The sequence below is a fragment of the Streptomyces sp. LARHCF249 genome, assembly GCF_052871255.1.
The window spans coordinates 432,363-457,145 of sequence record NZ_JBIXJQ010000003.1; the positions used below are offsets into that span (position 1 = coordinate 432,363).

Consider the following 24,783-nt stretch of genomic DNA (forward strand, 5'->3'; position numbering starts at 1 on the left):
TCACGCCGGAGGCTGAGCCTCGGCTCCGGCGGGCCGGCGGGGATGCGGAACGGGGCAGCCGCTTGTTCCGGGCACGGGAAACGTGCCGAGCTCGCCCACGTCGTAGCCACCGGGGTAGCTCTTGATCTCCGGGTTCTGCCGGGCGTAGTGCGGGGCCTTGCGCGGGGGCAGCAGCCGTACCGCGCGCCCGCGCAGCCGCAGGGCGCCCTGGACCAGCCGCTGCACCCGGGGGTGCGGGCGGGTGAACCGGAAGGCGTCCAGAAGCGGCTCGTCGAGGAGGGCGAGGCTCGCGCCGCGGACCACGGGGGCGAGCGGCGCGGGGTACCAGGAGGCCATCAGGTCGAGAGTGGAGTCCGCGACCTTCCGCGCGCCCTCGTCCCAGCCGAAGTGCGCCTCCTCGTAGGCGTTCAGCACGGACTCGAACTCCTCGAAGGAGCCGGGAATGTCCGTGATGCCCAGGTGGCGGCCGAGGGTGGCGTAGTAGTTCGCGGAGGCCCGGCGCTCGTGGTGGGTCAGCGGACGCCAGCCGAACGCGTCCAGCCAGCGCGACGGAATCACCACGAACGTGCACAGGACGTAGCGCATCTCCTCGTTGGAGATGTCGTAACTGCGGTGCATCTGGTTGACGCGGCGGATCGCGGTGCGCGCGGTGTCGCTCTCGAATCCGTGCTCCACGACGGCGTCGAGGAGCAGCGCGGTGTCGTCGTAGCGCTTCTGGGTGCGGTCCGTGAACTCGGCGGTCTCGGCCAGCAGGCCGCCGATGGACGGCACGGCGTACGTGCGGAACAGGGCGAGCTCCAGGGCGCGGGTGAAGTCCCACGGGAACTCATAGGTGGCGGTGAGCCGGTAGATGGCGAGGAAGTCCTTGTCGGGGTCGAGACGGAGGATCTCCCTCAGCCGGTCGTAACGCTGCACCGGGTGTCCCTTTCTGTGGCGGGCCCCCAACTCTACGTGCAGGCAGCGGCCTTGGAAATCGTCGGCCGCAGGCCCTCGACGGGCGGGTTACCCGCTGGTTAAGGTGCGCCGACAAGAGAGCTACCGGGAGGCCAGGTGTCCGACGACGAGGGTGGCGGCTCGCTGTACGTGCTGACCGCCGTGCTGCTGACCCCCGCGCAGTTCCCCAGCGTCCTGGGCGACGACTTCCCCGAGGCCTGCTCCCTGCTGGGCGTGGCGCCGAACGGGGAGGGCTACGGGCTGGTGCTCGGCCAGGACGAGGAGGGCGCGCGCTGGACGGTCGTCGTGGACGACGTCTCGCTCGTGGCCACGGCCATCGCCTCCTGGGACTGCGGGATGGACTACGACCTGTCCCCCGACGAACGCTCGATCGTGGTCTCGCTGGCGGGCTGGCCGCTGGAGCTGTCGGTGGCGGCCTCGGGGATCCCGGAACCGCACGATCCGGAGCAGGGCGCGGACGGCACCGGGCGGGTGCCGCTGGCGCCGCCCTCGGCGGAGGCCTGGGGGCCGGTGCAGCGGCGGATGGCCGCGGACCAGATCGCCCGGCAGTGGGGCGAGTGGCGCGAACGCGAGGCGCTGGACGGCGGCGCGGCGGCCGCCGCCCATCCCGGGCTCGCACGGGCGCTGGAGGAGGCCGCGGGGTACGCGGTGACCCCGCCGCCGCCCGGGCGGGTGCGCTCCTCCTTCGCGGGCGAGAAGGCCCGGACGCTGCGGGCGGACGGTCCCGGCTGGTCGCTGGTGGCCCGCACCGGTGACACCGCCTTCGTCCTGCTCGACGAGGAACCGAGCGGGGTGCTCGCGGTCCCGCGCGGCGGGGAGACCGACGTGCCGGCACTGCTGGCGGCGCTCGACCGCGTCGCGGTGCGCCCCGTGTGAACACGAACGACGTGAACAGAAATCCGAAGGGTACGGGGGAACGATGACGGTGGAGTGCGAGCCGGTGGGCGTGGTCGTGGGCGGCCGCGCGGAGGTGGTCGACGACGACTGGGGACGCGAGACGGCGGTGATCCGCCTGGACGCCGGCCGGTTCGGTCCGGAAGCCCTGTACGGGCTGGAGGACTTCTCGCACGTCGAGGTCGTCTACCACTTCGACCGGGTCCCGGTGGAGAAGGTCGAGACGGGCGCGCGGCGCCCGCGCGGCAACCCGGACTGGCCGCTCGTCGGCATCTTCGCCCAGCGCGGCAAGAACCGGCCGAACCGGCTCGGCGTCTCGCGGTGCCGGGTGGTGAAGGTGGACGGCCTCGACGTCCACGTGGCGGGCCTCGACGCGGTGGACGGCACCCCGGTCCTCGATCTGAAGCCGTACATGGCCGAGTTCGGCCCCCGCGGCGAGCTGCGGCAGCCGGAGTGGGCGACGGCCCTGATGCGCGACTACTACTGAGCCGGCTGCTGCCGAGCAGGCCCTCGGATCGGCCGGGCTCCGCGCGGGAGCGCGGGTGCGGCCGATCCCCCGGGCGTCAGCGGCCGATCTGCTTCCTGGATATACCCCGCAGTCGACGCCTCTGTGAGGAGTCCAGCAGGAGATAGGCGGCAGCGGGCACACCGATCAGGACCAGCAGCCCTGCCCAGAACCCGACCGTCCAGAACAGCACGATGGCTGCCGCGACTCCGGCAACCGCGACTTTTCCGCTCGTGGACATCTGCGGACACCTCCACCCGTCGTCGACCACTCACCCCCTCAACGCACCACCGCGACTCCGCGTTCCCGGATATCCGAACCGCCCGTGAAGTGACCCGGGTCACGGCCGGGTCCTGGCCTTCCGGCGCCTGCGGTGGGGTAGCCTCGGCGGCTCCGAACCCCAGTAGTCAAGTTTGAGGAATGCGTGCTCCCCGAGATCTCCGGCCTCATCCACTGCTCGGCCGTCTTCCTTCCCGCCGACCCCGCCCGCGGCGGCCGGATCGCCTTCTGGCGCACGGACGGCCGGTCTCCAGGCGGCACCGTCGGCACCGGCAGCGCCCACGAGGAGCTGCACGTCGTCACCTCCGACCTGCGGCGGACCGCCGTGACCGCGCTCGTGCTGCCCGTCGACGAAGCCCTGCCGCTGCTCACCCGCGCCCGCACCGCCGCCGCCAACCCCGCAATCGGAACCGGGATGGGAACCGGTACCGGAACCGGCCCGTCGGCCGGTGCGGCCTTCTGGGGCGCGGCCGCACTGCTGGCCCTGCGCTTCCTCGCCCGCGGGCAGCTGCTGCCCGGGCTGAGCCCCCTCGGCCATGACGCCTGGCGGGCCGGCCCCCTGGACGCCACCGACCTCGAAGACGTCCGGGAACTGGCCGCCGCAATGCCGCCCGAGGCCCACTGCGTACCCCTGGACGCGGAGGGTCCGCCCCGGCTGCCCGCACCGGAGCCGCTGCTGCGCGCGTTCCTCGACGCCGTCGCCGACACCCTGCCGCGCTCCCCCGCCGCGCCCGCGGCCACCAACGGGTCCGCCTACGCCGCCCGCCCGCCCCGGCCCCACCCCGCACTGCGGGACTGGGCCGCCGAGGTGGCCGCCGGACACGACGCCGGTGTGCGCATCTCCCTGCGGATCGAGCTCGACGGCGACCTCGACGGCGGCCCCGACGCCGCCCCCGCCTTCCGGGCCGTCCTCCAGATGCACGGCCTGGCCGACGCCGCCCCGGTCGCCGACGCCGCCGATGTCTGGGCCGGATCCGGAACGGCCGCGGCCGCCTTTCCGCCCGGGGCCCGGATGGACGCGCTGCGCGCCCTGCGCCGCGCCGCCCGCCTCTGGCCCCCGCTCGGCCCGCTGCTCACCGCCGCCGTACCGGACGCCGTCGAACTCGCCGACGAGGACGTCGCGGAGCTGCTCGGCGAGGCCTCCGCCGCCCTCGCCGCCGACGGCGTGCAGGTGCACTGGCCGCGCGGTCTCGCCCGTACCCTCACCGCCCGCGCCGTCGTGGGCTCCCCGAGGCCGGGTTCCCCAGACTCCCCGAACTCCCCGCGGCACCCCGATTCCACCGCATCGGCCCTCCCCTCCGGCCTGCTCTCCCCCGGCGCTCTGCTCTCCTTCAGCTGGCGATACGCCCTCGGCGGCCAGGACGACCTGACCCGCGCCGAGCTCGACCGCCTCGCCGAGGCGAACCGCCCCCTGGTCCGGCTGCGCGACCAGTGGGTCCTGATCGACCCCGCCGAGGCCCGCCGGGCCCGCGCCCGGCAGGGCAGCGAGCTCACGGCCGCCGACGCGCTGGCGGCCGTACTCACCGGGTCGGCGGAGATCGACGGCAAGCGGGTCGGCGTGGAGGCCGCCGGTCCCCTCGAGCGGCTGCGGGCGCGGCTGACGGCCGATCCGCAGGCGCCCGACGAACCCGCCGTATCCGCGCCCCCCGAACTGCGCGCCACCCTGCGCGACTACCAGCTGCGCGGACTGCGCTGGCTGGACCGGATGACCTCCCTCGGCCTCGGCGCCTGCCTCGCCGACGACATGGGCCTCGGCAAGACCGTCACCCTGATCGCGCTCCACCTGCACCGCAACCGCAACACCGGCACCGACACAGACACAGACCTCGGCCGCTCCGCGCCGACGCTCGTCGTCTGCCCCGCGTCCCTCCTCGGCAACTGGCAGCGGGAGATCGAGAAGTTCGCCCCCGGCACACCCGTCCGCCGCTACCACGGCCCCGCCCGCAGCCTCGCGGACCTCACCGGCGGCTTCGTCCTCACCACCTACGGCACCCTGCGCGCGGACGCGCCCCGGCTCGCCGCCACCGGCTGGGGCATGGTCGTCGCCGACGAGGCCCAGCACGTCAAGAACCCGCACTCCTCCACCGCGAAGGCCCTGCGCACCATCCCGGCCCCGGCGCGCGTCGCGCTCACCGGCACCCCCGTCGAGAACAGCCTCTCCGAGCTGTGGGCCGTCCTCGACTGGACCACACCCGGGCTCCTCGGCCGCCTCGGTACCTTCCGCGCCCGCTACGCCGAGCCCGTGGAAAGCGGCCGCGATCCGCAGGCGGCGGCCCGGCTGAGCGCCCTGGTACGCCCGTTCCTGCTGCGCCGCAAGAAGTCCGACCCCGGCATCGCGCCCGAGCTGCCGCCCAAGACGGAGACCGACCACCCCGTCACCCTCAGCCGCGAACAGACCGTGCTGTACGAGGCCGTCGTGCGCGAGACCCTCGCCGCGATCGCCTCCTCGGACGGGATGGAGCGGCGCGGTCTGGTGGTCAAGCTGCTGACCTCCCTCAAGCAGATCTGCAACCATCCCGCGCAGTACACGAAGGAGCCGGCGGGCGCCCGTTCCGGCAAGCTGGACCTGCTCGACGAGCTCCTCGGCACGATCCTCGCCGAGGGCGGCTCGGTCCTCGTCTTCACGCAGTACGTGGCGATGGCCCGGATCCTGGAGAAGCACCTCGCCGCACGCGGTATCGCCGCGCAACTGCTGCACGGCGGGACGCCCGTGCCGCGCCGCGAGGAGCTCGTCGACCGCTTCCAGGCGGGCGAAGTCCCCGTCTTCCTGCTCTCCTTGAAGGCGGCGGGCACCGGCCTGAACCTCACCCGGGCCGGCCACGTCATCCACTACGACCGCTGGTGGAACCCGGCCGTCGAGGAACAGGCCACCGACCGGGCCTACCGGATCGGGCAGACCCAGCCCGTTCAGGTCCACCGGCTCATCGCCGAAGGCACCGTGGAGGACCGGATCGCACGGCTCCTGGAGCGCAAGCGGGCCCTCGCGGACGCCGTCCTCGCGGGCGGCGAGGGCGCGCTGACCGAACTGACCGACGCCGAACTGGCCGACCTCGTGGCGCTGCGCCCGACCCCCGGGGAGTGACGGATGAGCACCCGAGACCCGTACCCGTACCCGTACGAGAAGACCTTCGCGGCGCTCCCGACCGCCCCCGGCCGCGGTTTCGCCGGTACCTGGTGGGGCCACGCCTGGCTGCGCGCCCTGGAGGACAGCGCGCTCGACGGCGAGCAGGTCAGGCAGGGGCGCCGGTACGCGCGTGCGGGCGCGGTCGGGGCCGTCACCGCGCGCCCGGGCGGGCTGACGGCGGTGGTGCGCGACCGGGACGGGACGGCGCACCGGACGGACGTGCTGGTCCAGGAGTTCACCCCAGCGGAATGGGACCGGCTGCTGGGCCTGGCGGCCGCGGAGTCGGGGTACATCGCCGCGCTGCTGGACCGTGAGGTGCCCCCGGGGCTGGCCGAGGACGCGGCGGCGGCCGGGGTGGACCCGCTGCCGGGCATCGGGGACCTCGACCCGCGCTGCGACTGCGGCGAGTGGGACCACTGCCCGCACACGGCGGCCCTCTGCTACCAGGTGGCCCGGCTGCTGGACCAGGACCCGTTCGTGCTGCTGCTCCTGCGCGGCCGCGGCGAACGGGAGCTGCTCGGTGAGCTGGAGGAGCGGAGCAGCGCGGAAGCGGAGGCTCCGCAGGCACCCGCGGACGAGGGGGTCCCGGCGGCGGACGCCTTCGGGGCGGCGGCCCTCCTGCCGCCGCTGCCCGCGCTGCCGGAGCTGCCGCAGGCGCCGGGCCGGCCGCCGACGCTGGACACCGAGGCCGAAGCGGAAGGGCTGGACGTGGACGCGGTGGAGTTCCTGGCGCAGGCGGCGGCGTCGGAGGCGTACCGGCGGCTCGCGGAAGCGCTGGCTCCGGGCCATGCCGAACGCGTCCCTCCGGCCCCCCTCACCGCTGCCGAAGACGTCGTACGACTCACGGCCGAGGCCCATGACATCCGGCTCCGCGCCCGCCTGTCGGCGGCTTCCGGTCGCGAGCGGGCCGCGATGGACCGGGCCGTACTGGCCTGGGGCTTCGGCGGATCCGCGGCCCTCGCGGCGCTGGAGGACGACTGGACGCCGGACCGGACCACACTGAGCCGGGCCCGGGCGGCGCTGGCCGCGGCCTGGGCGGACGAGGAAGCTCCGGTACTGCGGCGGGTCCGCGCCCGCTGGACGGAGGCGGACACCGGCCGCCAGCTCCGGCTGGGCCGGGACGGGCGGTGGTGGCCGTACCACCGCGAGGCGGGCCGCTGGATCCCTACGGGCCCGTCGGCCCCGGACCCCGCCTCGGCGCTGGCTGCCGCCGATCCCGCGTAGGCCCTGACCGGGCTGACGGGGCTGACCGGGCCGACCGGCCTGGTCGGCCCGGACAGGTCCCGGCCGGTTTCGGCGCCGACTGGCCGACGTACCGCTTGTCGGGGGCCGGTACCGGGACGACGATGGGGGCGCTCCGGGTACCGCGGCACCACGGGAGGGTGAACATGGACGATCCTTCGGTGGCACTGCCGGGCGGCACCGATCCCGCCGAGCGCACCCGCGAACTGCGCCGGGCGCACACCGCGTTCACCCGGGACGGGCGGGTGGAGGCCCCGGTCCGGGCGGTCATCGCGCGGTCCTGGCGGCGGTGCGCCCGGGCCCGGGTCAGCCCCGAGTGCGCGCCCCGGGTGGAGTTGGCGGAGGCGCGGCTGCGGCCGTACCGCGAGGGGCACCCGCTCTCCCGCGTGATGCCGCTGTTCCGGGACCTCGTCGGGGCGTTCGCGGCGCACGGGGCACACCTGCTGGCGGTCTGCGACGCCCAAGGCAGGCTGCTGTGGGTCGAGGGCGAACCGGGCACGCTGCGGCGGGCGGAGGGGCTCGGGTTCGTGCCGGGCGCGCGCTGGGCGGAGACGGCGATGGGCACCAACGCGCCCGGTACGGCGGTGGCGGTCGGCGAGCCCGTCCAGGTCTTCGGAGCCGAGCACTTCAGCCGCCGGGTCCATCCGTGGACGTGCGCGGCGGCCCCGGTGCGCGATCCGCGGACGGGCAGGCTGCTGGGTGCGGTGGACATCACGGGGGGCGACGGTCTCGCCCACCCCCACTCCCTCGCCTTCGTCCAGGCGGTCGCGCGGGCGGCGGAGGCCCAGTTGGCCCTGATCGACCCCGGGCCGCCGGCGGCGGGTGACACGCTCACCGCCCTCGGCCAGGACGAGGCGCTGCTGGTCGCCGGGGGCCGCCCGGTGCGGCTGGGGCGGCGGCACAGCGAGATCATGGTGCTGCTGGCGCACCATCCGGCGGGGTTGTCGGGCGAGGAGCTGGCGATCGCGCTGTACGAGGACGAGTCGGTGTCACCGGTGACTCTGCGCGCCGAAATCTCCCGCCTGCGCACCCTGTTGGGTCCGGCCGCCCCGCTCTCGCGGCCCTACCGCACGGCCGGTCCATTGGACGCCGACTTCACGGCCCTGACCCGGCAGCTGGCCACCGGCGCGGTCTCCGCCGCGCTCCACCACTACCCCGGCCCGCTCCTGCCCGCCTCCACCGCGCCGGGAATCGTCCGGCTGCGCCGGCGGATCGAGGACCAGGCGCGGGCAGCCGTGATCGCCCGCGCGGATGCCGGGCTGCTGACCGACTGGGTGTGCAGCCCGTGGGGCGCGGACGACCCGGAGGCCTGGCGGGCCCTTGCGTCGGCGCTGCCGCCCGAGGACCGGTCGGCCGCGCTGGCCCGCGTACGCGCCCTGGACGGCGAACTGGGCCTGGGCGTCGGGTTCGGCCCCGGCGGCGAGCTCGGCGCGCGCGGGGTTCCCGTACGGCCGCTCGCGGGTCCCGCCGGCCGAGGGCGTGCAACGTATCCGCAACCTGCCCGCTCCTAGCCTCCCACCGAGCGCTGTCCGACGGCGGCCGGCGCCCGGCAAGGGGAGGACACCCATGGCCCGTTACGCTGCGCCCGGTACCGAGGGGGCGCTCATGTCGTACGCGTCCCGCTACGGCCACTTCATCGGCGGCGAGTACGTCGAGCCCGCCCGGGGCCGGTACTTCGCGAACCCCTCCCCCGTCACCGGGGAGGCCTTCACGGAGGTGGCGCGCGGTACGGCGGAGGACGTGGAGCGGGCACTGGACGCGGCGCACGCGGCGGCGCCCGCGTGGGGGCGGACCTCCGTCACGGAGCGGTCCACTGTCCTGCTGCGCATCGCGGACCGGATGGAGCAGAACCTGGAGGCGCTCGCGGTCGCGGAGAGCTGGGAGAACGGCAAGCCGATCCGCGAGACGCTCGCCGCCGACATGCCCCTGGCGATCGACCAGTTCCGCTACTTCGCGGGGGCGCTGCGCGCACAGGAGGGGGCGCTGAGCCAGCTCGACGACGACACGGTGGCCTACCACTTCCACGAACCCCTGGGCGTGGTCGGCCAGATCATCCCGTGGAACTTCCCGATCCTGATGGCGGTGTGGAAGCTGGCCCCGGCGCTGGCTGCGGGCAACACGGTCGTCCTGAAGCCGGCCGAGCAGACCCCGGCCTCCGTCCACTACTGGCTGAGCCTGGTGGCGGACCTGCTGCCGCCGGGCGTGGTGAACATCGTCAACGGCTTCGGCGAGGAGGCCGGAAAGCCGCTCGCCTCCAGCCCGCGCGTCGCGAAGGTCGCCTTCACGGGGGAGACTTCGACCGGGCGGCTGATCATGCAGTACGCGGCCGAGCACCTGACGCCGGTCACCCTGGAACTCGGCGGCAAGAGCCCGAACCTGTTCTTCGACGACATCTGGACGGCCGACGACGACCTGCGTGACAAGGCCCTGGAGGGGTTCACCATGTTCGCCCTCAACCAGGGCGAGGTGTGCACGAGCCCGTCGCGCGCCCTGATCGAGCGCGGCCGGTACGGGGACTTCCTCGACGCGGCGGTGGCGCGCACCGAACTCATCGTTCCGGGGCACCCGCTGGACACGGACACGATGATCGGCGCGCAGGCCTCGGAGGAGCAGCTGAAGAAGGTCCTGTCGTACGTGGAGATCGGCCGGCAGGAGGGCGCGAAGATCCTCACCGGCGGGGAGCGCTTCGACCACGGCGGGGACCTGGCGGGCGGCTTCTACGTCCAGCCGACGATCTTCGAGGGCGACAACCGCATGCGGATCTTCCAGGAGGAGATCTTCGGCCCGGTGGTCTCGGTGACCTCGTTCCACGACTTCGACGACGCGGTGCGGATCGCGAACGACACGGCGTACGGCCTGGGCGCGGGCGTCTGGACCCGCGACGTCAACACCGCGTACCGCGCGGGCCGCGCGATCCAGGCGGGCCGCGTCTGGACGAACTGCTACCACGCCTACCCGGCCCACGCGGCGTTCGGCGGCTACAAGCAGTCGGGGATCGGACGCGAGACCCACAAGATGATGCTGGAGCACTACCAGCAGACGAAGAACCTCCTGGTCAGCTACTCCCCCAAGAAGCTCGGCTTCTTCTAAGAGCCTGCGCATGGCCTCTGACCCGCACAAGAGAGCGGTCAGAGGCCGTCGTCAGGGTGCCCCGGCCGCTTTGGGGCTGCCTGCTTCCGGAGTCGGCTGGTCGGCGCGCGGAGGAGGCGGCAGTGGCGTCCCGGCGGGTAGCAGTTCGGTGGTGATGAAGGCGATCACCGCCGCGAGGATGGCGATGGGCATCATGGCGGAGCTGCCCAGCAGCAGCACGACGAGGACCACGCTGCTGACCGGCAGCCGCAGCGTGCTGGCCGTGGCGGCCGCCATTCCTGCCGCCATGGCCGGTACGGGGCCCAGGCCGGGCAGCGGGGCCAGCAGGACTCCGGCGGCGGCTCCGAGGAAGAGGGCGGGGAAGACGGGGCCGCCGCGCAGGCTGCCCAGGCAGAGGGTGTACGCGGCCCCTTTGAGCAGCAGGACGGCGAACAGGGCGCCCACGCCCCAGGCGTGCGGGTCGGCGGCCAGCCGGGCCAGGGCGGTCTGGCCGGACAAGGCGACGTCTGCGGGGGTGCGGCCGGTGATCAGGGCGTAGAGGGCTGCGCAGACCCCGGCGGCCACGGCGCACAGGACGGTGCGGGAGAGCACACCGCCCGCGATGTACGCGGCGACGCGCCGGGCCGCCGCCAGTACCGGGTGCAGGAGGACGGCGAGGGCGATGGCGATGGGTATCGTCCACAGCACGTCACCGCCGTCCAGGCGGGGAACGGGCGTGGGCAGCTTGAGGCTGAGGCTGCCCGTCTCCAGCCCGGTCCAGCGTCCGAAGCCGGTGAAGACCAGGGCACCCACTCCGCTGGAGAGCAGGGCGGGCAGCATGACCGCGAACAGCTGCGGCCCGCCGACCCCGGCCACCTCGATCAGGAGCACTGCGGCGATCAGCGGGTTGCCGAAGATCGCCGCGATGGCAGCGGCGGCGCCGGCGGCGCCCAGCAGCGCGGTGCTCTGCGGGGTCGCCGGAGCCCGTGTGAGGTCGTGGAAGAGCAGCGCCAGGCCGCCGCCCAGAGCGATCAGCGGTGCCTCCGGTCCCAGAACGGCGCCGAAGGGCAGGCTCGCGGCCGCGGCCAGCAGGACGCCCGGCAGGGTGACCGGCGAAGCCCCGCCGGTGTGGAGGCCGGACGCGGGGACGTGCCCGCCGGCGCCCGGCAGATGTGCGGCGACCAGGCCGACGACGGCCCCTGCGACCAGGAGCAGGGGGAGCGGCCACCACCACGGCGGAGCGTCCCAGCCCAGCTCGTGCGGAAGGTCCCTCCACAGGACGTGCTCCAGTTCGTGCAGTCCCACGAGGAACCAGAACGCGATCAGGGAGACCGGGATGCCGATGAACGCGGCGAAGGCGAGCACCTTGAGGTAGCCGGGAGCGCGGAGGATTTCGCGCAGCCGGTCCGCCTCCTGCGGCTGCTGCCCGACGCCGGCGCCCGCGGGTGTGCTGGGCTCCGTCATGGATGGCCTTCTTCCTTGCCCATCACCAGGAATCTTGGCGTTGGCCAGGAGCAGGGAACCCTGACCGAGGCGGAGTTCGCGGAGCAGAAGAGGAGCATCCTCGGCACCTGACCGGGCCGGGAAGCCTGGGGCCGCGTGCCCTGCGCCGAAAGGCGCATCGGTGGCCGGTACGGCTCTGTTCTCATTGCAGCATCCGCCGTGAGGCCCCGCACCTCCGCACCGCGGCCAGGGGTACGGGCCGATGTCAGCGGGTGAGTTGGTAGAGGCTCCTGCCCACGAGCCACAGGCCCAGGAAGAGGCAGATCACGACGATCGCCGGGTCCTTGTGGCGTTCCAGCCACGCGCGCAGGCCCAGCAGGGAGAGCTGGGCCTTTGCGGGCGAGAACACCATGTACAGCTCCATGGCCAGCAGGGTGGAGGTGGCCACGAGGCAGAAGGCGACGAGGGCCAGGAACGACTCGCCGTGGGAGAGGTCGGCCTGGACCACGGTGGCGGCAGCGGCGGCGACCATCCCCCAGGGCTGGAGGAGAACGGCGAGGGCGGCTGCGGACCATCCGGTGGTGTCGTCCGCCCGGGACGGAGCGGACGCCCCTGAAGCCGCAGCCCGCTCCCCCGGGGAGGGATCCGGAGCTGTGGCTTTTCGGCGGCTCCGGCGGCGCCGGTACGCGCCGTACGCGACCAGGCCGACACCGATGACCAGCGTGGCCACGAGTGCCGCGATGGACGGCGGAGAGCGGGGCGGGGGCGGCTGCCCGTCGGTGAGGACGAGGACGACCGCTATCACCGCCACGAGGCACGCCAGCCAGCCGAGGATGAACGCCAGGCCCTTGCGCACCCCGCGCGGAGCGGACACCACGAGTACGAAGGCCATGACGGACAGCGGGATCAGCGCTATTGCCAAGCCGATGAGAAGCAGGTCGAGCACCATCCGACCATCGTGATCCCCCTCTTGACCGGAGTGCAAAAGATGATGCGGCGGCTGCTGCGGGGCGCTAGGCGGCGCTTGCGGCGTGGTCGAGTTCGGTGTCGAGAGCGAGGGCTGCGGTGATGAGGGCGAGGTGGGTGAAGGCCTGGGGGAAGTTGCCGAGCTGTTCGCCGGTCAGGCCGACCTCTTCGGCGAAGAGCCCGACGTGGTTGGCGTAGGTGAGCATCTTGTCGAAGGCGTAGCGCGCCTGATGGATGCGGCCGGCCCTGGCGAGGGCGTAGACGTACAGGAAGGTACACAGGGAGAAGGTGCCCTCGGAGCCCGCGAGGCCGTCGGGGGAAGCCTCCGGGTCGTAGCGGTAGACGAGGCTGTCCGAGACGAGTTCGGCGTCCATGGCGTCGAGGGTGGAGAGCCAGCGCGGGTCCTTGGAGGTGATGAAGCCGACCAGGGGCATGAGCAGCAGGGAGGCGTCCAGGACGGTGCTGTCGTACTCCTGGACGAATGCCTGGCGTTCTGCGCTCCAGCCGAGGGTCATCACCTGCTCGAGGATCGCGTCCCGGGTGGCGGTCCAGCGGGTCAGGTCGCCGGGGCGGGCGGTGGCGGTGGCCTGGCGGATGCCGCGGTCGAGGGCGACCCAGCACATGAGGCGGCTGTAGGTGAAGTCCTTCTGGCCGCCCCTGGTTTCCCAGATGCCCTCGTCGGGGCGGTCCCAGTTCTCGCACAGCCAGTCCAGCAGGGCGGCGCAGCGCTGCCAGTCGTCGAAGCCCACCGCATCGCCGGCCTGGCCGGCCTGGGAGAGGGCGTAGACGGCCTCGCCGTAGATGTCCATCTGCAGTTGGTCCGCGGCGCCGTTGCCCGCGCGCACCGGTACGGAGCCCCGCCAGCCCTCCAGGTGGCCGAGGACCTCTTCCCTCAGGTACGGGTCCCCGTCGACGCGGTACATGATCTGCAGGGGTTCGCCGTTGGGAGCTCCGCCGTCCCTCAGCCGCTGAATGAGCCAGCTCCGGAAGGCGTGCGCCTCCTCGGTGAAGCCGAGGTCGCGCATGGCACGCACCGCGAGGGAGGCGTCACGGACCCAGGTGTAGCGGTAGTCCCAGTTGCGCTCCCCGCCCTCCTGCTCCGGCAGGCCCATCGTGGCGGCGGCGATCGGCGCGCCGGTCGGTGCGTACGTCATCAGCTTGAGGGTGATGGCGGAGCGGTTGACCATCTGCTGCCAGCGGCCGCGGTAGGTGCAGCGTCCGATCCAGCCGTGCCAGAAGTCGCGCACGGCGTTGAACTCCTCCACCACGTCACCCGGGCTCACCGGCGGCGGGGCCGCGCTGCCTGCGTCGCAGACGGTCAGCAGGACGGCCGCGCGTTCACCCTCGGCCAGGGTCACGGTTGCCCGCACGTCCGTCCCGTCGGCTTCCAGGGCCACGGGACCCAGGGCTTGCAGGTGCGCGGCGATGCCGTGTCCGTCGAAGCGGGCGGTGTCACCACCGCACGTGAGGTCGTGGGGAGCCCGGCCGTAGTCGAAGCGCGGGCGGCACTCCAGGGTGAAGCGCACGGTCCCGCGTACCACCCGGACAACGCGCACGACTTGGTGTCGGTCGGTGGGGGTGTGCGGCTCGCGGACGGGCATGAAGTCGATGACCTCGCCGACGCCTTCGAGGGTGAGGAAACGGGTGATGAGGACTGCGGTGTCGGCCATGTAGAGCTGGCGGGTGACGACGTCGGCGTTGTCCGGCGGCTCGTCCTGAGGGGCGCGGACGGGGTCGGCGGTGATCGCGAAGTAGCCTCCTCGGCTGCCGTCGAGCAGGCCGGCGAAGATGCTGGGCGAGTCGAAGCGCGGCGAGCAGAACCAGTTGAGCACTCCGTCGGACGAGACCAGGGCACAGGTCTGCAGGTCTCCGATCAGGCCGTGCTCGGCGATCGGCGGGTAGGGGCGCATCAGCCCTCCGCTGGGGGGTGGGAGCTGCCCGTCCGGGCAGCGGCGCGGGCTGGGCCGACGAGTCCGGTGCCGGCCACCGCGCCGTCGGCTCAGGAAGCGAGAACCTTGGCCTTGGCCTGCTCGTACTCAGCTGCCGTGATGTCGCCGCGGTTCTTGAGTTCGGCCAGCCGGGACAGTGCCTCGGCGTGGTCGGCCGCGCCGGCGCTTTCGCGTACGTAGGAGCGGAACGCCTGCTCCTGCTGGTGGGCCCGCCTGAGCTCTCGTTCGCCCATCCCGCGTCCTCGGACGATCAGATAGACGAGGACGCCCAGGTAGGGAAGCAGGATGACGAAGAGGGTCCATCCCGCCTTGCCCCAGCCGTTCAACTCGTCGTCACGGATGATGTCGCCGATGACGCGGAAGAGCAGCATGAACCAGAGCACCCAGAGAAACACCAGCATCATGGTCCAGAACATGTTCAGCAGGGGGTAGTCGTACTCCTCTGCCAGGTAGAGCAGCGAATTCTGCATGGTCCGGTCTCCTGTCGGTTGTTCAGGGGGCCCGGAAGGCCCTGGAGCAGTCCGCGACCGAGCGTCCGCGGTCGTGTCATGCGGGCGCTGGGGCGAAGGGGTACAGCTCGTCGGCGCCGGGCTGGACGACGCCGTAGCTGCTGTCCGGTACTTCGTTCCAGGCGCCGGGCAGATCGCCGAGGGGTTCGGACACGATGAGCCGGGTCTCCTCGCCGACGTCCCGCAGGAACGCGACATCGGGGTGCAGCCTGCGCAGTGCGTCCACCCGGCTGCTGTAGAACAGCGACCGTGACGCGTGCCCGCTGGAGTAGCGGAAGGCCCAGACGCGTTCGCCGTCGGTGATGGCGAGCGTCATCTGGAGCGGCAACTCCACGCCGTGGTCGCGGCCGACACGCTCCACCACTCCCGCCATCCGGGCCACGGCGGTCGGCGGGTCCTGGTCCAGGCCGAAGGTGAGGGCCAGGTAGAACATCACCTCGGAGTCCGTGGTCCCCTCGATGTCGGCGTACAGGGCGGGGTCGACGAGCAGCGTGAGGTCCCGGCGCATGAGGTGGAAGCCGGCGATGGCGCCGTTGTGCATGAACATCCAGCGGCCGTGCCGGAAGGGGTGGCAGTTCGACTGCTGTACCGCGGTGCCGGTCGACGCCCGGATGTGGGCGAAGAACAGCGGGGAGCGGACGTGGTCCGCCATCTCTCGCAGGTTGCGGTTGTTCCAGGCGGGACCGACGTCCCTGAGCAGCGCCGGAGTGCTGCTGTTGTCCTCCGTGTACCAGCCGACACCGAACCCGTCGCCGTTCGTGGTCTCCACGCCGAGCTTGGAGTGCAGGCTCTGGTCGATCAGCGAGTGGGCGGGTTTGTAGAGGATGGTGTCGAGCAGCATGGGTGTCCCCGAATAGGCCAGCCATCGGCACATGTGCCATCACCTGGGTCCTTACAGCACGCCGGGAAGGAATGTGCTTCCCGTTCGCCCGGAGTGGGGCGGCTCGACGAGCATCCTTCGCCGCGACCGTCATTGCGGGTTGGAGCACCCCGGCACGGGCCTACCCCGGACTCTGCGGGCGACGTCGTGTGGATCTTGTCCGGCTCTCCCATTCTCGGCTCCCTCTGCGGAGCGCGCCACGCGGGGCGGGAACACCGGATCCGCGGATCCGAGCGTCCACCTCCGGACGGGCGGGCGATTCCCGCCGGATGCCGTGTGCGGGCCCGTGGCACAGAGTGGCGAAATGCCGGAGAGGCGGCTTTCCGTCATTGTTCTCCGGGAAGGGCGGTCGCCCCCGTCGGAGCTCGACACAGGAGGAGTCTCTGCGTGCCCGAACCGCAGACCGGTGCGCGCCGCATTGCCGCGCCAGGCTGGATGCGCAGGCACACCCCGCTGCTCGGCCGGCTCCTGGAGCAGCTCGCGACCGTACGGGTCCTGGACTGTGCGACTCGGCTGGCCGCCCAGGCCTTCCTCGGTGCGCTGCCGGCCGTCTTCGTCATCGCCGCCGTCGCACCCGAATGGGTCCAGGACGAGCTGGTCTCCTCCATCCGCGCGACACTGGGGCTTCAGGACACCGCGCTGGACCAGGTGCGGGCCGTGTACTCCGCCACCGACCCCACGGCCGTGGCCGGTACCAGCGGGGTGGGGATCCTGGTGTCCCTGCTGTCTGCGACCGCATGGAGCCGCGCCCTGCAGATGACCTGCGAGCGCTCCTGGCACCTGCCCAAGGCGAAAGCGCGGCTGGCCGCGTGGCGGTGGCTGGTCTGGCTCGTCGTCTGGTTGGCCGCCCTGCTGTTCCAGGGCCCCGTGCAGAACGCCTTCGGTGCCGGCCGGCCCGTCGGATTCCTCGTCGCGGTGGTCAGCGGCACCCTGCTGTGGTGGTGGACCCAGCACCTGCTGCTGGGCGCTCGGATTCCGTGGCTGCCGCTGCTGCCCGGGGCGGTTCTGGCCGGGGCCGGGGCGCAGCTCCTTTCCATGGGATCGAGGATCTACATGCCCCATGCCGTGGAGCGCAGTCTGCAGCAGTTCGGCAGCCTCGGGTCGGTCTTCGTCCTGCTGTCCTGGCTCATCGCGTTCTTCATCGTCATCACGCTGGCCATCGCCGTCGGGTACGTGGTGGCTCACGAGCCGCTGCCGGCTCGCCGGCTGGGTACGCCGGCCGCGCCCGAAGCCCCCGAGACGGTGAGTGGCTACCAGACGAGCGGGTAAGCCTCGCTGCCGGTGCGCTCAACCCACTGCAGCCGCTCGTACACGACGGCGGTCCGGCCCTCGGGGGTGCGCTCCGCCAGCCTGCGCAACAGGTCGCGCATTCTGCGCAGGGCCAACGGGGACCCGGCCGCGGCGAGGGCCACGTCGTCGACGGCGGTCCGGACGTACCGCTCCCAGCCGGGCACCGGGACGCTCACCCGCAGCCGTCCGGCGGGGTCGTGGAACCGGCCGATGTCCAGGTCGCGGCCGGCGAGGCGGGTCAGCAGGTCCTCGACGCGGTCCAAGGCCTCGACCGCCGTGGCCGGATCGTTCACCGCCGGGGACAGGGCGCGGAGCGCGATGTCGGCGAGGAGCCTGAACGGCAGTTCGGGGTCCTGGCCGAAGGTCCGCTCGACCCCCGTCGCGAGGACCGCGCGCAGTGCTGCCTCCGCCGGACCGCCCGCCGTCACCTCGGCGAGGACGGTGCCCCCCGACAAGGTCGTACCCGGGGCGACGCGGAACGCGAACGTGGAGTCGTGTTCCCGGGCGACGGCCATGAGGGCGGGTACGTCGATCCCCTGCAGTACGGCCGGCGGTCCCGTCCAGCGGACCGCTACGCTCGCGCCTGCCGCCGGGGGCTGCGGGGCGGCGGTCCCGTCCGGAACGTACGGGCGCAGGTACAGGGCGTCGTACAGGCGGTGCGCGCGGGCGGCGATCGCGGTCAGCGCGTGGCCGAGCTGGATCGAGTCGAACGCCTTCATCTGCAGCGTCCGCATCAGGCCGAGCGCGACCAGCGTGAGGAGCATGGCGACGCACGGAACGAAGGCGGAGACGCTCTCGCGGGTGCCGAGGGCCAGGCCCGAGGTGATGCAGAAGACGAACACGCCGACGGTGAAGGCGAACGCCCGCCAGACGATCGGCTCGTCGCGGAACAGGCCGAGGCGCGGGGTGAACGTGCTCGCGGAGAACTGCACGACCAGGAACAGCATCGAGTAGATGATGCTCACCAGGCTGACAACGCCGAAGCCCAGGGTGAACAGCACGCTGACCACCCGTCCGGCGGCGACCTGGGGCCCCGCCGTGACCAGGGGGGCCAGTAGGCCCAGCACCAGCCCGGCTACCGCGCACAGCAGTTGGGACAGGTCCCTGCGCAGGGCGCGCGTGGGCCGCTGGAACAGCGCGCCGCGCCGGTGCCGTTCCCGTGCCGGGCGGTCGGGGCCGTCAGCAGAGCCGGGCATCCGGCCTCCTCCAGGGTCGTGTCTCGCGGCTGGGTCGCGCCCCGCCTCCCCCGGCGCCGTCCCGGGGGCCCGGGCCGCGGACTGCGCCTACGGACTGCGCGGGCGCCGTTCCCGGGCGGCATGGCGGCCGCCGGCGGCCAGCAGGGCGAGTACGGCGAGCACCGCCAGCAGGACGAGCACCAGCAGCAGGACGGTGAGCACCGTCGGGTGGTTCCACAGGGCGAACACGAGGGCGAGGACCAGCAGCACTCCGGCCGTGATCCCCCGTCGGCGGGCCTCCACCCAGGTGCCGGCGCTTCCGGTGCGCAGTCCGCGGGCGGCGCCCCAGCGCGCGGCGGAATCGGCCGCGTGCTCGGCCCTGCCGCGCACGCCGCGCGGCAGGCGGCCCGCACCGGACAGGTAGGCGCCGAGCGCCACGACCACCCCGAGGACCAGTGCGGTCCGGACGGCCGCCCGCAGGAACCGCACCAGCGTGTCGAAGACCGCCGCCGCGGCGGCCGGGGACTGCACCTGCGCCGGGAGGTGGTCGAGGTAGTGGCGGCGGGCGACGGCCAGACCGACGGCGAGGACCAGGCAGGCGGCCGCCGCGCACAGCGCGGTGGTCACCAGGGCCCGGCGGCGGCGCCGCGCGAGCAGGACGCCGATCGCCCCGAGGACCACGGTGAGCACGGGCAGCCAGTTGCCCACCGCGTCGAGGAGGTGCACGGCGCCCCGGATCTTCGCCAGTTCGTCCGACTGGAAGAGCACCATCTGCCGGTCGACCCGGGGGATCTTCTCGGCCGGCGCGAGACCCGCCTTCACGAGGTCCTGCTTGACGTTCTCCACGGCGGCGCCGAGGTCAAGGGTGACGGTTCCGCCGTCGACTCCCACCGCTCCGCGGCCCTCACCGGTCAGCGCGTGCACCACTGCGGAGTGGGCGGCGCGGTTGGCGGCGGTCCAGACGGACTCGAACCTGTCGCTCTCGACGAACCGGGTCGCGACCTTGCCGACGGCCGCGTCGGCGGCCGAGTCCAGCTGCGGGCCCAGCGCCTTGACGGCCGTACCGACGCGGGGCGGCAGCCCCTGCGCCTCCAGCCACTTCGCCAGGTCCGCGGTGACCCGGGAGCCGTCCACCCGCACGTCGGCCGCCTCGGTGATCCGGTGGACGGCGGCGGCCTCGATGTCCGGATCCGAGGCGAGCGGGGAGACGGTCGACACGTACCGCCCTGTGTCCAGCACGATGTCGTGCACCCACACCGTGAGCAGGGAGACCGGTACGAGGATGCAGGTGAGCGTGATCAGCACCGCCGAAACGGTGCTCGCCATGATCCTCCATGGACGCGAAGCCCCTGGCCGAGCCGGTGCGGGCGCCTCAGCGGGCGGCTCGGACGGCAGACTCATGGCGCTCCCCGGGGACGGCGTGAGGTGAAGGCCGCTTCCCCGTCATTGGACACGTGGCGCCGCCGTTGTGCGCGTCGGGTTGAGCCCACCGTGTGATGCGCCCCTGCCTCCTGCCCTCCTGTCCTACGCGACGAAGCCATCCGCCGGGCCACACGATCGGGTAGCCCGGTCGAACGCATTCGGGGCGCTTCGCGGGCCGAACGGGCGCGCGGGGAGGCAGGGTGTTGCCATGGACCGCCGACAGATCAGCTCCATCGCCCACACCGACCACCCCATCGCCGCTCCGCTGGGCGACGATTCCGTACGCACGCTCCTCGACCGGGCCCTGCCGGGCACCGACGCCCGGCTGCTCGACCTCGGGTGCGGATCCGGCACGTGGCTGATGCGCGCACTATCCGCTCGCCCGGACCTGCGTGCCGACGGCGTGGACAACGACGCGCAGGCCATCGCCGCCGCCGCTCGCGCCGTCGACGAGGCGGGGCTCGGCGGCCGGATCGCCTTCCACGCCCAGGACGCCGCGGAGTTCGCTTCCCCCCACCGGTACGGGCTGGTTCTCAGCATCGGTGCCACGCACGCCTTCGGCGGCCTCCTTCCCGCGTTGAAGGCCGCCGACAGCCACCTCGCCCCGGGCGGAAGCGTTCTCCTCGGGGAGTGCTTCTGGGAACGCGAACCCGACCGCAAGACCCTTGACGCCGGTTTCGCCGTCGATGACTACGACAGCCTCGCGACGACCGTCGACCGCATCACGGCCGCCGGCTGGGTGCCGGTCTACGCGCACGTCAGCACCCTCCAGGAGTGGGACGACTACGAGTGGTCCTGGACCGGATCGCTCTCCCGCTGGGCCCTCGACCATCCGGAGCACCCGGACCACGGCCAGGCCCTCGAGGCCGCGGCCGGACACCGCGAGGCGTGGCTCCACGGCTACCGGGGCACGCTCGGCTTCGTCACCCTGCTCCTGCGCCGCGCGAACCGGCCACAGCACTAGGTTCACGGGGGAAGGGCCCGGCCCGGCCGCGCGCGGTGTCGTCGTCGTCAGAGGCGGTGGAGATGCCTCAACACGGCGTGCGGCACGGCCATGTCGACGTAGGCCGCCGACGCCGGGCCCGTCTCTGCGGCTGCGGCCGGGAGCACCAAGGCGGCGTCGAGCGCCGGGGCGAGAGCGGTGGCAGCCGATGTCGCGGTGAGGTGGTGGATGCCGCCGTCCTTGCCGTAGGCGATGCTCGACACCACCGGAATCCGGCCACTGCCGAGGAACACGCGGAGCACCCCCGGATCGACCCGTACGTCCTCTCCCTCGCCCACCACCAGCGTGCGGCCGTCCTCACCCGTGAGGCCGACCGCCAGCGTGGTGTGCTCGTTGAGGCTCCCCACCAGTCCCCGCTGTACGTACCCCGCGACGTGGGTGCGCAGCGCGGCCGGGTCGTCGTCCAGCCATGCCGGGAGGTGAGGGCCGCCGTCGTGTACCACGACGGTCCTCACCCCGCTGTACCGCAGGAACCCGATGTCGCCGCAGAACGCGTGCCGCAGTTCGTCGTCGGCGAGCACGTGGTGCCCGGCCACCACGACCACGGTCCGGCCGTGCAGTTCCCTGATCCGGGGCAGGGCGGTGACGAGGGTTTCGGCCATGTCCCGGGCGGCCGGGCCGGGGTGCGCCTCCGGTGTCATGCCTCGGCTCAGCCGTCGGTCCGCTGGTACAGCGTCCCGTCGCTCCAGATCCGGGCGACCCTGCCCCACTCGGCGGCAGAGGCCACGTCGGGGAAGAAGCCGTGCCCGTTGAGGTTGGCGCTGGTGTTGCACAGCACGGGGACGCCGCTGAGCCGTCGGTAGGCGGACAGCACGGCGAAGAGCAGGTCGTCGTCGGCCGGCCCGACCGTCTGGAGCCGCGCGGTGCCGTCCAGGTGGATGACCGCGGGGATCCGGTCCACCCATTCCGCCCGTACCTCGTGGTCGAAGAGCATGTGCGGGTCCGGCGTGCCGGGAGCGAAGATCCCCGGTGCATCGGCCTCGAGGCAGATGGGGGCGACGGGCCGGTAGGGCTCGCGGTCCTTCACCCGGTTCAGCTCGTCCTTCATCGACGCGCTGACCGGGGCCGCGAGGATACTGCGGCCGCCGAGTGCGCGAGGGCCGAGTTCGGCTCGTCCGTGCAGGACCACCACGGGCTCTCCGGACTCGTGGAGGATGGCGGCGAGTTGCTCCGGAGCACACGCTGACGCCGACCAGCCGGCGGGCAGCTCGGGTGACGGCGTCAGAGCCGGGCCCAGCCGGGGGTTCCACGCGAGCGGTGCCAGACCGTCGCGCTGCGCCCGGCCCAGAACGGCCGCCCCGATGGCGGAACCGGAGTCGTTGGGGAACGGCGGGACCCACACGTCGCGGAAGTCCGGTGCCTCGCGCAGCGCACTGTTCCACTTGATGTTGAGCGCGCAGCCGCCGGCGAAGCACAGGTTCCACGGACCGTCGCCCTTCGCGGCGCGGACCTTGGCGGTGATCCGTTCGACGAGGAGGCCCTCGAAGAAGGCGTGCACGCTCGCCAGGACGTCCTCGTCGCTGATCCCGTTCTCCGAGACCCGGGCGCGGACCGCGGAGAAGAACTCGTGTACGGGAGGCACGGACCGCTCGAAGAGGCTGCCGTACCCGCCGACCGTCGCGCGGTACTCCACGGCGGCCGGCTCATCGCTCTCGAAGACCCGGTGGAACTCCTCGCGCAGAACCGCGACGACGCTCTCGTCCGTCCGGCCGAGCGCGATGTACGCCATGAGCTTGCCGGCGACCGAGAGGTCGTCGACCGTGGGTGACTGGACGGTTTTGCGGAAGGGCCCGAAGTGGTGTCCCGCGATGGCGTACGCATGGCCGATGAGGGGGAAGAGCTCGCCCAGGTTCTCCACGCCGCCGCGCGGGTCCGCCCAGTAGAGGCGGGGGAAGAGCCCGCCGTCCCAGACCAGGACGAAGGAGCCTTCGTCGCGCTGGGCGAAGGGGCTGGATGCGTAGGCGCTCGCCACGTGTCCCGCCGCGTGCGGGTAACTGGTGTACGGGTAGGTCTTGCCGTCCATCGGGAACGTGCCCGAGACGCTGGGCGAATCGAGTGCCGGGCATGCCGCCGACTCCCGGTAGGGACCGACCACGATCTCTGCGGGCGTTCCCTGGTCGAGGAGGGCGACCGTTCCGGAGACGTCTCCGTCCCAGCCGTCGACCACCCACTGGTCGACGTCATCCGGCTTGTAGCCGAAGTCGGAGAGGACTCCGGGGATCAGGCTGAAGTCGGCAACGGTGCTGTAGCGCAGACCGTTCCCCAGCTTCTCCATCTCAACACTGAATACGAGACGGTCGTCGTCGAGCAGCGCGACGGCACCGTCGTGCGTGAGTTTCAACCCGCAGATTATCAACTGTGTCACTCCTTGGTCTGCTTGAGTCGGCGCATGGGCGTGCTTCGGTCTCCGGACTGTTCGGAGGCGAGTCTCAACTGGTAGAGGCTGGATCTTCGGCCCGGGCGGAAGAGAGGGCGCCATTCATCGCGGGTCTCGCTCGCCGGGACTTCTCTGAACCCCAGCTTCCCGAACCATTCCCCGCCGTGCCGGGTGAGGGCCAGCAGAGAGCTGTAACCCCGTTCTCTGGCGATGGTCTCGGCAATGCCGACCAAATGCCGGCCGATTCCCCGGCCCTGCCGGTCGACCGCAATGCACAGGTTGTAGACGACCAGGCTGCCCCCGGACGGTGCCACCCCGGCGCAGCCGACCAGTCGGTTCCCTTCGCAGGCGACCACGAAGTCCTGTGACGTTGCGGCGATTTCGGCGAGCGGGCGAGCGACCAGCAGGCCCTGCTCGACGAACGGGGCGGAGAGCAGGGCGATCTGCTCCGCGTCCTCGGGGCGGGCGGGTCTGGCGACGAGCACGTCCTGCGCGGTATCGGGCCGGGAGGCGGTCAGCACGGACTCACGCATCCTGCGCACCACCGGGCGGGGCGGGCGGGCTGCCGGTGAAGCCGAGCCCGAAGTGCTGTTCGGCCGGCATGAGTTCGATCATGTTGACGTTGACGCGGGCGGGCTGCGAGAGGCACCAGGCCACCGCCTCGGCCACGTCGTCGGCGGTGAGCGGCTCGATCTCCTGGTAGAGCGCGTCGGCGCGCTCCTCGTCCCCGTCGTAGCGGACCTTGGCGAACTCGGTCTTCGCCATGCCCGGCGCCACACAGCTCACCCTGACGCCCGTTCCCTGGAGGTCGACGCGCATGTTCAGCGACAGCTGGTGGACGAATGCCTTGGTGGCGGCATAGACGTTCCCGCCCATGTACGGGTAGCTCGCGGCGATGGAGCCGATGTTCACGACGTGGCCGGACCCGCGCGAGACGAGCCGGGGAAGCACCAGGCCGCTGAGGTTCAGCAGGCCGGAGATGTTCGTGTCGATCATTTCGCGCCAGGAATCGTCGCTGCCGGACTGCAGGGGCCCGAACCCGCGGGAGAGCCCGGCGTTGTTGACGAGTACCGAGATGTCACGGAATTCCGGGGGCAGCTCGTCGAGGGCCAGGGCCAGCCCTTCTCGGTCACGGACATCGGCGACCAGCGGCAGAATCGCTCCTGTGGAGTCCTCATCCGCCAAGACCTTCAGACGGTCCGCTCTACGGGCGAGAGCCACCACGGAGTAGCCCCGCCGGCACAACACCTGTGCAATTCTCCTGCCGAATCCCGACGACGCACCCGAGACCACGGCTACGCCACGCTTTTCCTGCGCCATGCACACCCCCTCGGCCCCCGTTGCGCTGTATCGCGACGAAGCCTTCGCGTTCATCCCGCACCCCCGTCAGGGGCGGGGTTCCGGACACCTGCTTCAGCGGCATTGGGATCTCCTTGCACGCCGACCGGCCAGAGGTACGCCTCGCTGCGTCGAAACCCCCTCGCCGACAAGGCTCCAGGCCGACTGACCTCTTACCCGTCAATTCCTGGCCAGTGAATCATGGTCCGATGCGGCTCGACCGAGTCTTCCAGCCGGTCGGAAGCGGAGCTCAAGGCATACTCAACCGGTCTCGCGATACAAATAGTTGGATGGAGAAACCCGTGGAGAGGCTGCGATGATGCGACTGCACGGTACTTGACGTCGCACGATCGCGAGACTCAAC

Annotated in this window: 21 protein-coding genes; 8 read left to right on the forward strand and 13 right to left on the reverse strand. The window is 72.5% G+C overall.

Going from position 1 to position 24,783, the window contains the following annotated elements:
* Nucleotides 1-915 (reverse strand): oxygenase MpaB family protein, encoded by a 915-nt coding sequence (locus tag ACIPUC_RS10410; protein ID WP_446588386.1) that lies wholly within the window; start codon nucleotides 913-915, stop codon nucleotides 1-3.
* A gap of 135 nt (nucleotides 916-1,050) precedes the next feature.
* On the opposite strand from ACIPUC_RS10410, the gene ACIPUC_RS10415 reads away from it, so the two are divergent.
* Both ACIPUC_RS10415 and ACIPUC_RS10420 read left to right on the forward strand, forming a co-directional pair.
* Entirely contained in the window at nucleotides 1,051-1,830 is a 780-nt protein-coding gene (locus ACIPUC_RS10415; RefSeq protein WP_446588388.1) for a hypothetical protein, read from the forward strand.
* 43 nt (nucleotides 1,831-1,873) lie between these two features.
* Nucleotides 1,874-2,335 carry an SAM-dependent methyltransferase gene (locus ACIPUC_RS10420; protein WP_446588390.1) on the forward strand — a complete coding sequence of 154 codons (462 nt, stop codon included), beginning with the start codon at nucleotides 1,874-1,876 and terminating at the stop codon, nucleotides 2,333-2,335.
* A 76-nt stretch (nucleotides 2,336-2,411) separates the two neighbouring features.
* On the opposite strand, the gene ACIPUC_RS10425 is transcribed toward ACIPUC_RS10420, so the two are convergent.
* Nucleotides 2,412-2,594, reverse strand: a complete 183-nt coding sequence (locus ACIPUC_RS10425) for a hypothetical protein (RefSeq protein ID WP_446588392.1) — start codon at nucleotides 2,592-2,594, stop codon at nucleotides 2,412-2,414.
* A 183-nt stretch (nucleotides 2,595-2,777) separates the two neighbouring features.
* Here ACIPUC_RS10425 and ACIPUC_RS10430 point away from each other — a divergent pair, with 183 nt between their 5' ends.
* The 4 genes from ACIPUC_RS10430 to exaC all read left to right on the forward strand — a co-directional run bounded on the left by ACIPUC_RS10430 (nucleotide 2,778) and on the right by exaC (nucleotide 10,088).
* Entirely contained in the window at nucleotides 2,778-5,714 is a 2,937-nt protein-coding gene (locus ACIPUC_RS10430) for an SNF2-related protein (RefSeq protein WP_446588394.1), read from the forward strand.
* Between the two features lie 3 nt (nucleotides 5,715-5,717).
* Entirely contained in the window at nucleotides 5,718-6,980 is a 1,263-nt protein-coding gene (locus tag ACIPUC_RS10435; protein ID WP_446588396.1) for an SWIM zinc finger family protein, read from the forward strand.
* A gap of 164 nt (nucleotides 6,981-7,144) precedes the next feature.
* Entirely contained in the window at nucleotides 7,145-8,509 is a 1,365-nt protein-coding gene (locus tag ACIPUC_RS10440; RefSeq protein WP_446588398.1) for a GAF domain-containing protein, read from the forward strand.
* A 55-nt stretch (nucleotides 8,510-8,564) separates the two neighbouring features.
* Complete coding sequence (gene exaC, locus ACIPUC_RS10445) at nucleotides 8,565-10,088, forward strand: acetaldehyde dehydrogenase ExaC (protein WP_446588400.1); 1,524 nt, start codon at nucleotides 8,565-8,567, stop codon at nucleotides 10,086-10,088.
* Between the two features lie 51 nt (nucleotides 10,089-10,139).
* Here the strand turns inward: exaC and ACIPUC_RS10450 are convergent, their stop codons facing one another.
* The 5 genes from ACIPUC_RS10450 to ACIPUC_RS10470 all read right to left on the reverse strand — a co-directional run bounded on the left by ACIPUC_RS10450 (nucleotide 10,140) and on the right by ACIPUC_RS10470 (nucleotide 15,808).
* A complete protein-coding gene (locus tag ACIPUC_RS10450) occupies nucleotides 10,140-11,531 on the reverse strand; it encodes a chloride channel protein (protein WP_446588402.1) in 1,392 nt (463 codons plus the stop codon).
* 244 nt (nucleotides 11,532-11,775) lie between these two features.
* Entirely contained in the window at nucleotides 11,776-12,459 is a 684-nt protein-coding gene (locus ACIPUC_RS10455; protein WP_446588404.1) for a GAP family protein, read from the reverse strand.
* A gap of 64 nt (nucleotides 12,460-12,523) precedes the next feature.
* On the reverse strand, nucleotides 12,524-14,386 hold the full coding sequence (locus ACIPUC_RS10460) for a glycoside hydrolase family 15 protein (RefSeq protein ID WP_446588406.1): 1,863 nt from the start codon (nucleotides 14,384-14,386) through the stop codon (nucleotides 12,524-12,526).
* 89 nt (nucleotides 14,387-14,475) lie between these two features.
* Nucleotides 14,476-14,895, reverse strand: a complete 420-nt coding sequence (locus ACIPUC_RS10465; RefSeq protein ID WP_446588408.1) for an SHOCT domain-containing protein — start codon at nucleotides 14,893-14,895, stop codon at nucleotides 14,476-14,478.
* Nucleotides 14,896-14,971: 76 nt separating this feature from the next.
* Entirely contained in the window at nucleotides 14,972-15,808 is an 837-nt protein-coding gene (locus ACIPUC_RS10470; protein WP_446588409.1) for a class II glutamine amidotransferase, read from the reverse strand.
* Between the two features lie 393 nt (nucleotides 15,809-16,201).
* Here ACIPUC_RS10470 and ACIPUC_RS10475 point away from each other — a divergent pair, with 393 nt between their 5' ends.
* The gene (locus ACIPUC_RS10475) at nucleotides 16,202-17,083 is read left to right on the forward strand and encodes a YhjD/YihY/BrkB family envelope integrity protein (RefSeq protein WP_446588411.1); all 882 of its coding nucleotides are present in this window, start codon (nucleotides 16,202-16,204) and stop codon (nucleotides 17,081-17,083) included.
* On the opposite strand, the gene ACIPUC_RS10480 is transcribed toward ACIPUC_RS10475, so the two are convergent.
* Together ACIPUC_RS10480 and ACIPUC_RS10485 are read right to left on the reverse strand one after the other, a co-directional pair.
* The gene (locus ACIPUC_RS10480; protein ID WP_446588413.1) at nucleotides 17,065-18,300 is read right to left on the reverse strand and encodes a DUF2254 family protein; all 1,236 of its coding nucleotides are present in this window, start codon (nucleotides 18,298-18,300) and stop codon (nucleotides 17,065-17,067) included. The two genes, ACIPUC_RS10475 and ACIPUC_RS10480, sit on opposite strands and share 19 nt — an antisense overlap.
* A gap of 87 nt (nucleotides 18,301-18,387) precedes the next feature.
* Complete coding sequence (locus ACIPUC_RS10485) at nucleotides 18,388-19,605, reverse strand: hypothetical protein (RefSeq protein ID WP_446588414.1); 1,218 nt, start codon at nucleotides 19,603-19,605, stop codon at nucleotides 18,388-18,390.
* Nucleotides 19,606-19,909: 304 nt separating this feature from the next.
* On the opposite strand from ACIPUC_RS10485, the gene ACIPUC_RS10490 reads away from it, so the two are divergent.
* A complete protein-coding gene (locus ACIPUC_RS10490) occupies nucleotides 19,910-20,665 on the forward strand; it encodes an SAM-dependent methyltransferase (RefSeq protein WP_446588416.1) in 756 nt (251 codons plus the stop codon).
* 47 nt (nucleotides 20,666-20,712) lie between these two features.
* Here the strand turns inward: ACIPUC_RS10490 and ACIPUC_RS10495 are convergent, their stop codons facing one another.
* From ACIPUC_RS10495 to ACIPUC_RS10510, 4 genes are read right to left on the reverse strand one after another with little or no spacing between them, the layout of a single operon-like run.
* Nucleotides 20,713-21,345, reverse strand: coding sequence for an amino acid kinase family protein (locus tag ACIPUC_RS10495; protein WP_446588418.1), 633 nt, complete (start codon nucleotides 21,343-21,345; stop codon nucleotides 20,713-20,715).
* An 8-nt stretch (nucleotides 21,346-21,353) separates the two neighbouring features.
* Nucleotides 21,354-23,045: a carbamoyltransferase N-terminal domain-containing protein gene (locus tag ACIPUC_RS10500; RefSeq protein WP_446588420.1), complete on the reverse strand. Its 1,692-nt coding sequence runs from the start codon at nucleotides 23,043-23,045 to the stop codon at nucleotides 21,354-21,356.
* 20 nt (nucleotides 23,046-23,065) lie between these two features.
* On the reverse strand, nucleotides 23,066-23,602 hold the full coding sequence (locus ACIPUC_RS10505; protein WP_446588422.1) for a GNAT family N-acetyltransferase: 537 nt from the start codon (nucleotides 23,600-23,602) through the stop codon (nucleotides 23,066-23,068).
* 4 nt (nucleotides 23,603-23,606) lie between these two features.
* Complete coding sequence (locus tag ACIPUC_RS10510; protein ID WP_446588424.1) at nucleotides 23,607-24,455, reverse strand: SDR family NAD(P)-dependent oxidoreductase; 849 nt, start codon at nucleotides 24,453-24,455, stop codon at nucleotides 23,607-23,609.
* Nucleotides 24,456-24,783 lie beyond the last annotated feature (328 nt).

Excerpts from the sequence above, each read along its gene's own strand:
- ACIPUC_RS10460 (WP_446588406.1), bottom strand. The coding sequence starts at position 14,386 with ATGCGCCCCTACCCGCCGATCGCCGAGCACGGCCTGATCGGAGACCTG.
- ACIPUC_RS10465 (WP_446588408.1), bottom strand. The coding sequence starts at position 14,895 with ATGCAGAATTCGCTGCTCTACCTGGCAGAGGAGTACGACTACCCCCTG.
- ACIPUC_RS10480 (WP_446588413.1), bottom strand. The coding sequence starts at position 18,300 with ATGCCCGGCTCTGCTGACGGCCCCGACCGCCCGGCACGGGAACGGCAC.
- exaC (WP_446588400.1), top strand. The coding sequence starts at position 8,565 with ATGGCCCGTTACGCTGCGCCCGGTACCGAGGGGGCGCTCATGTCGTAC.
- ACIPUC_RS10490 (WP_446588416.1), top strand. The coding sequence starts at position 19,910 with ATGGACCGCCGACAGATCAGCTCCATCGCCCACACCGACCACCCCATC.
- ACIPUC_RS10485 (WP_446588414.1), bottom strand. The coding sequence starts at position 19,605 with ATGGCGAGCACCGTTTCGGCGGTGCTGATCACGCTCACCTGCATCCTC.
- ACIPUC_RS10510 (WP_446588424.1), bottom strand. The coding sequence starts at position 24,455 with ATGAACGCGAAGGCTTCGTCGCGATACAGCGCAACGGGGGCCGAGGGG.
- ACIPUC_RS10425 (WP_446588392.1), bottom strand. The coding sequence starts at position 2,594 with ATGTCCACGAGCGGAAAAGTCGCGGTTGCCGGAGTCGCGGCAGCCATC.
- ACIPUC_RS10435 (WP_446588396.1), top strand. The coding sequence starts at position 5,718 with ATGAGCACCCGAGACCCGTACCCGTACCCGTACGAGAAGACCTTCGCG.
- ACIPUC_RS10455 (WP_446588404.1), bottom strand. The coding sequence starts at position 12,459 with ATGGTGCTCGACCTGCTTCTCATCGGCTTGGCAATAGCGCTGATCCCG.
- ACIPUC_RS10495 (WP_446588418.1), bottom strand. The coding sequence starts at position 21,345 with ATGACACCGGAGGCGCACCCCGGCCCGGCCGCCCGGGACATGGCCGAA.
- ACIPUC_RS10420 (WP_446588390.1), top strand. The coding sequence starts at position 1,874 with ATGACGGTGGAGTGCGAGCCGGTGGGCGTGGTCGTGGGCGGCCGCGCG.
- ACIPUC_RS10470 (WP_446588409.1), bottom strand. The coding sequence starts at position 15,808 with ATGTGCCGATGGCTGGCCTATTCGGGGACACCCATGCTGCTCGACACC.
- ACIPUC_RS10450 (WP_446588402.1), bottom strand. The coding sequence starts at position 11,531 with ATGACGGAGCCCAGCACACCCGCGGGCGCCGGCGTCGGGCAGCAGCCG.
- ACIPUC_RS10440 (WP_446588398.1), top strand. The coding sequence starts at position 7,145 with ATGGACGATCCTTCGGTGGCACTGCCGGGCGGCACCGATCCCGCCGAG.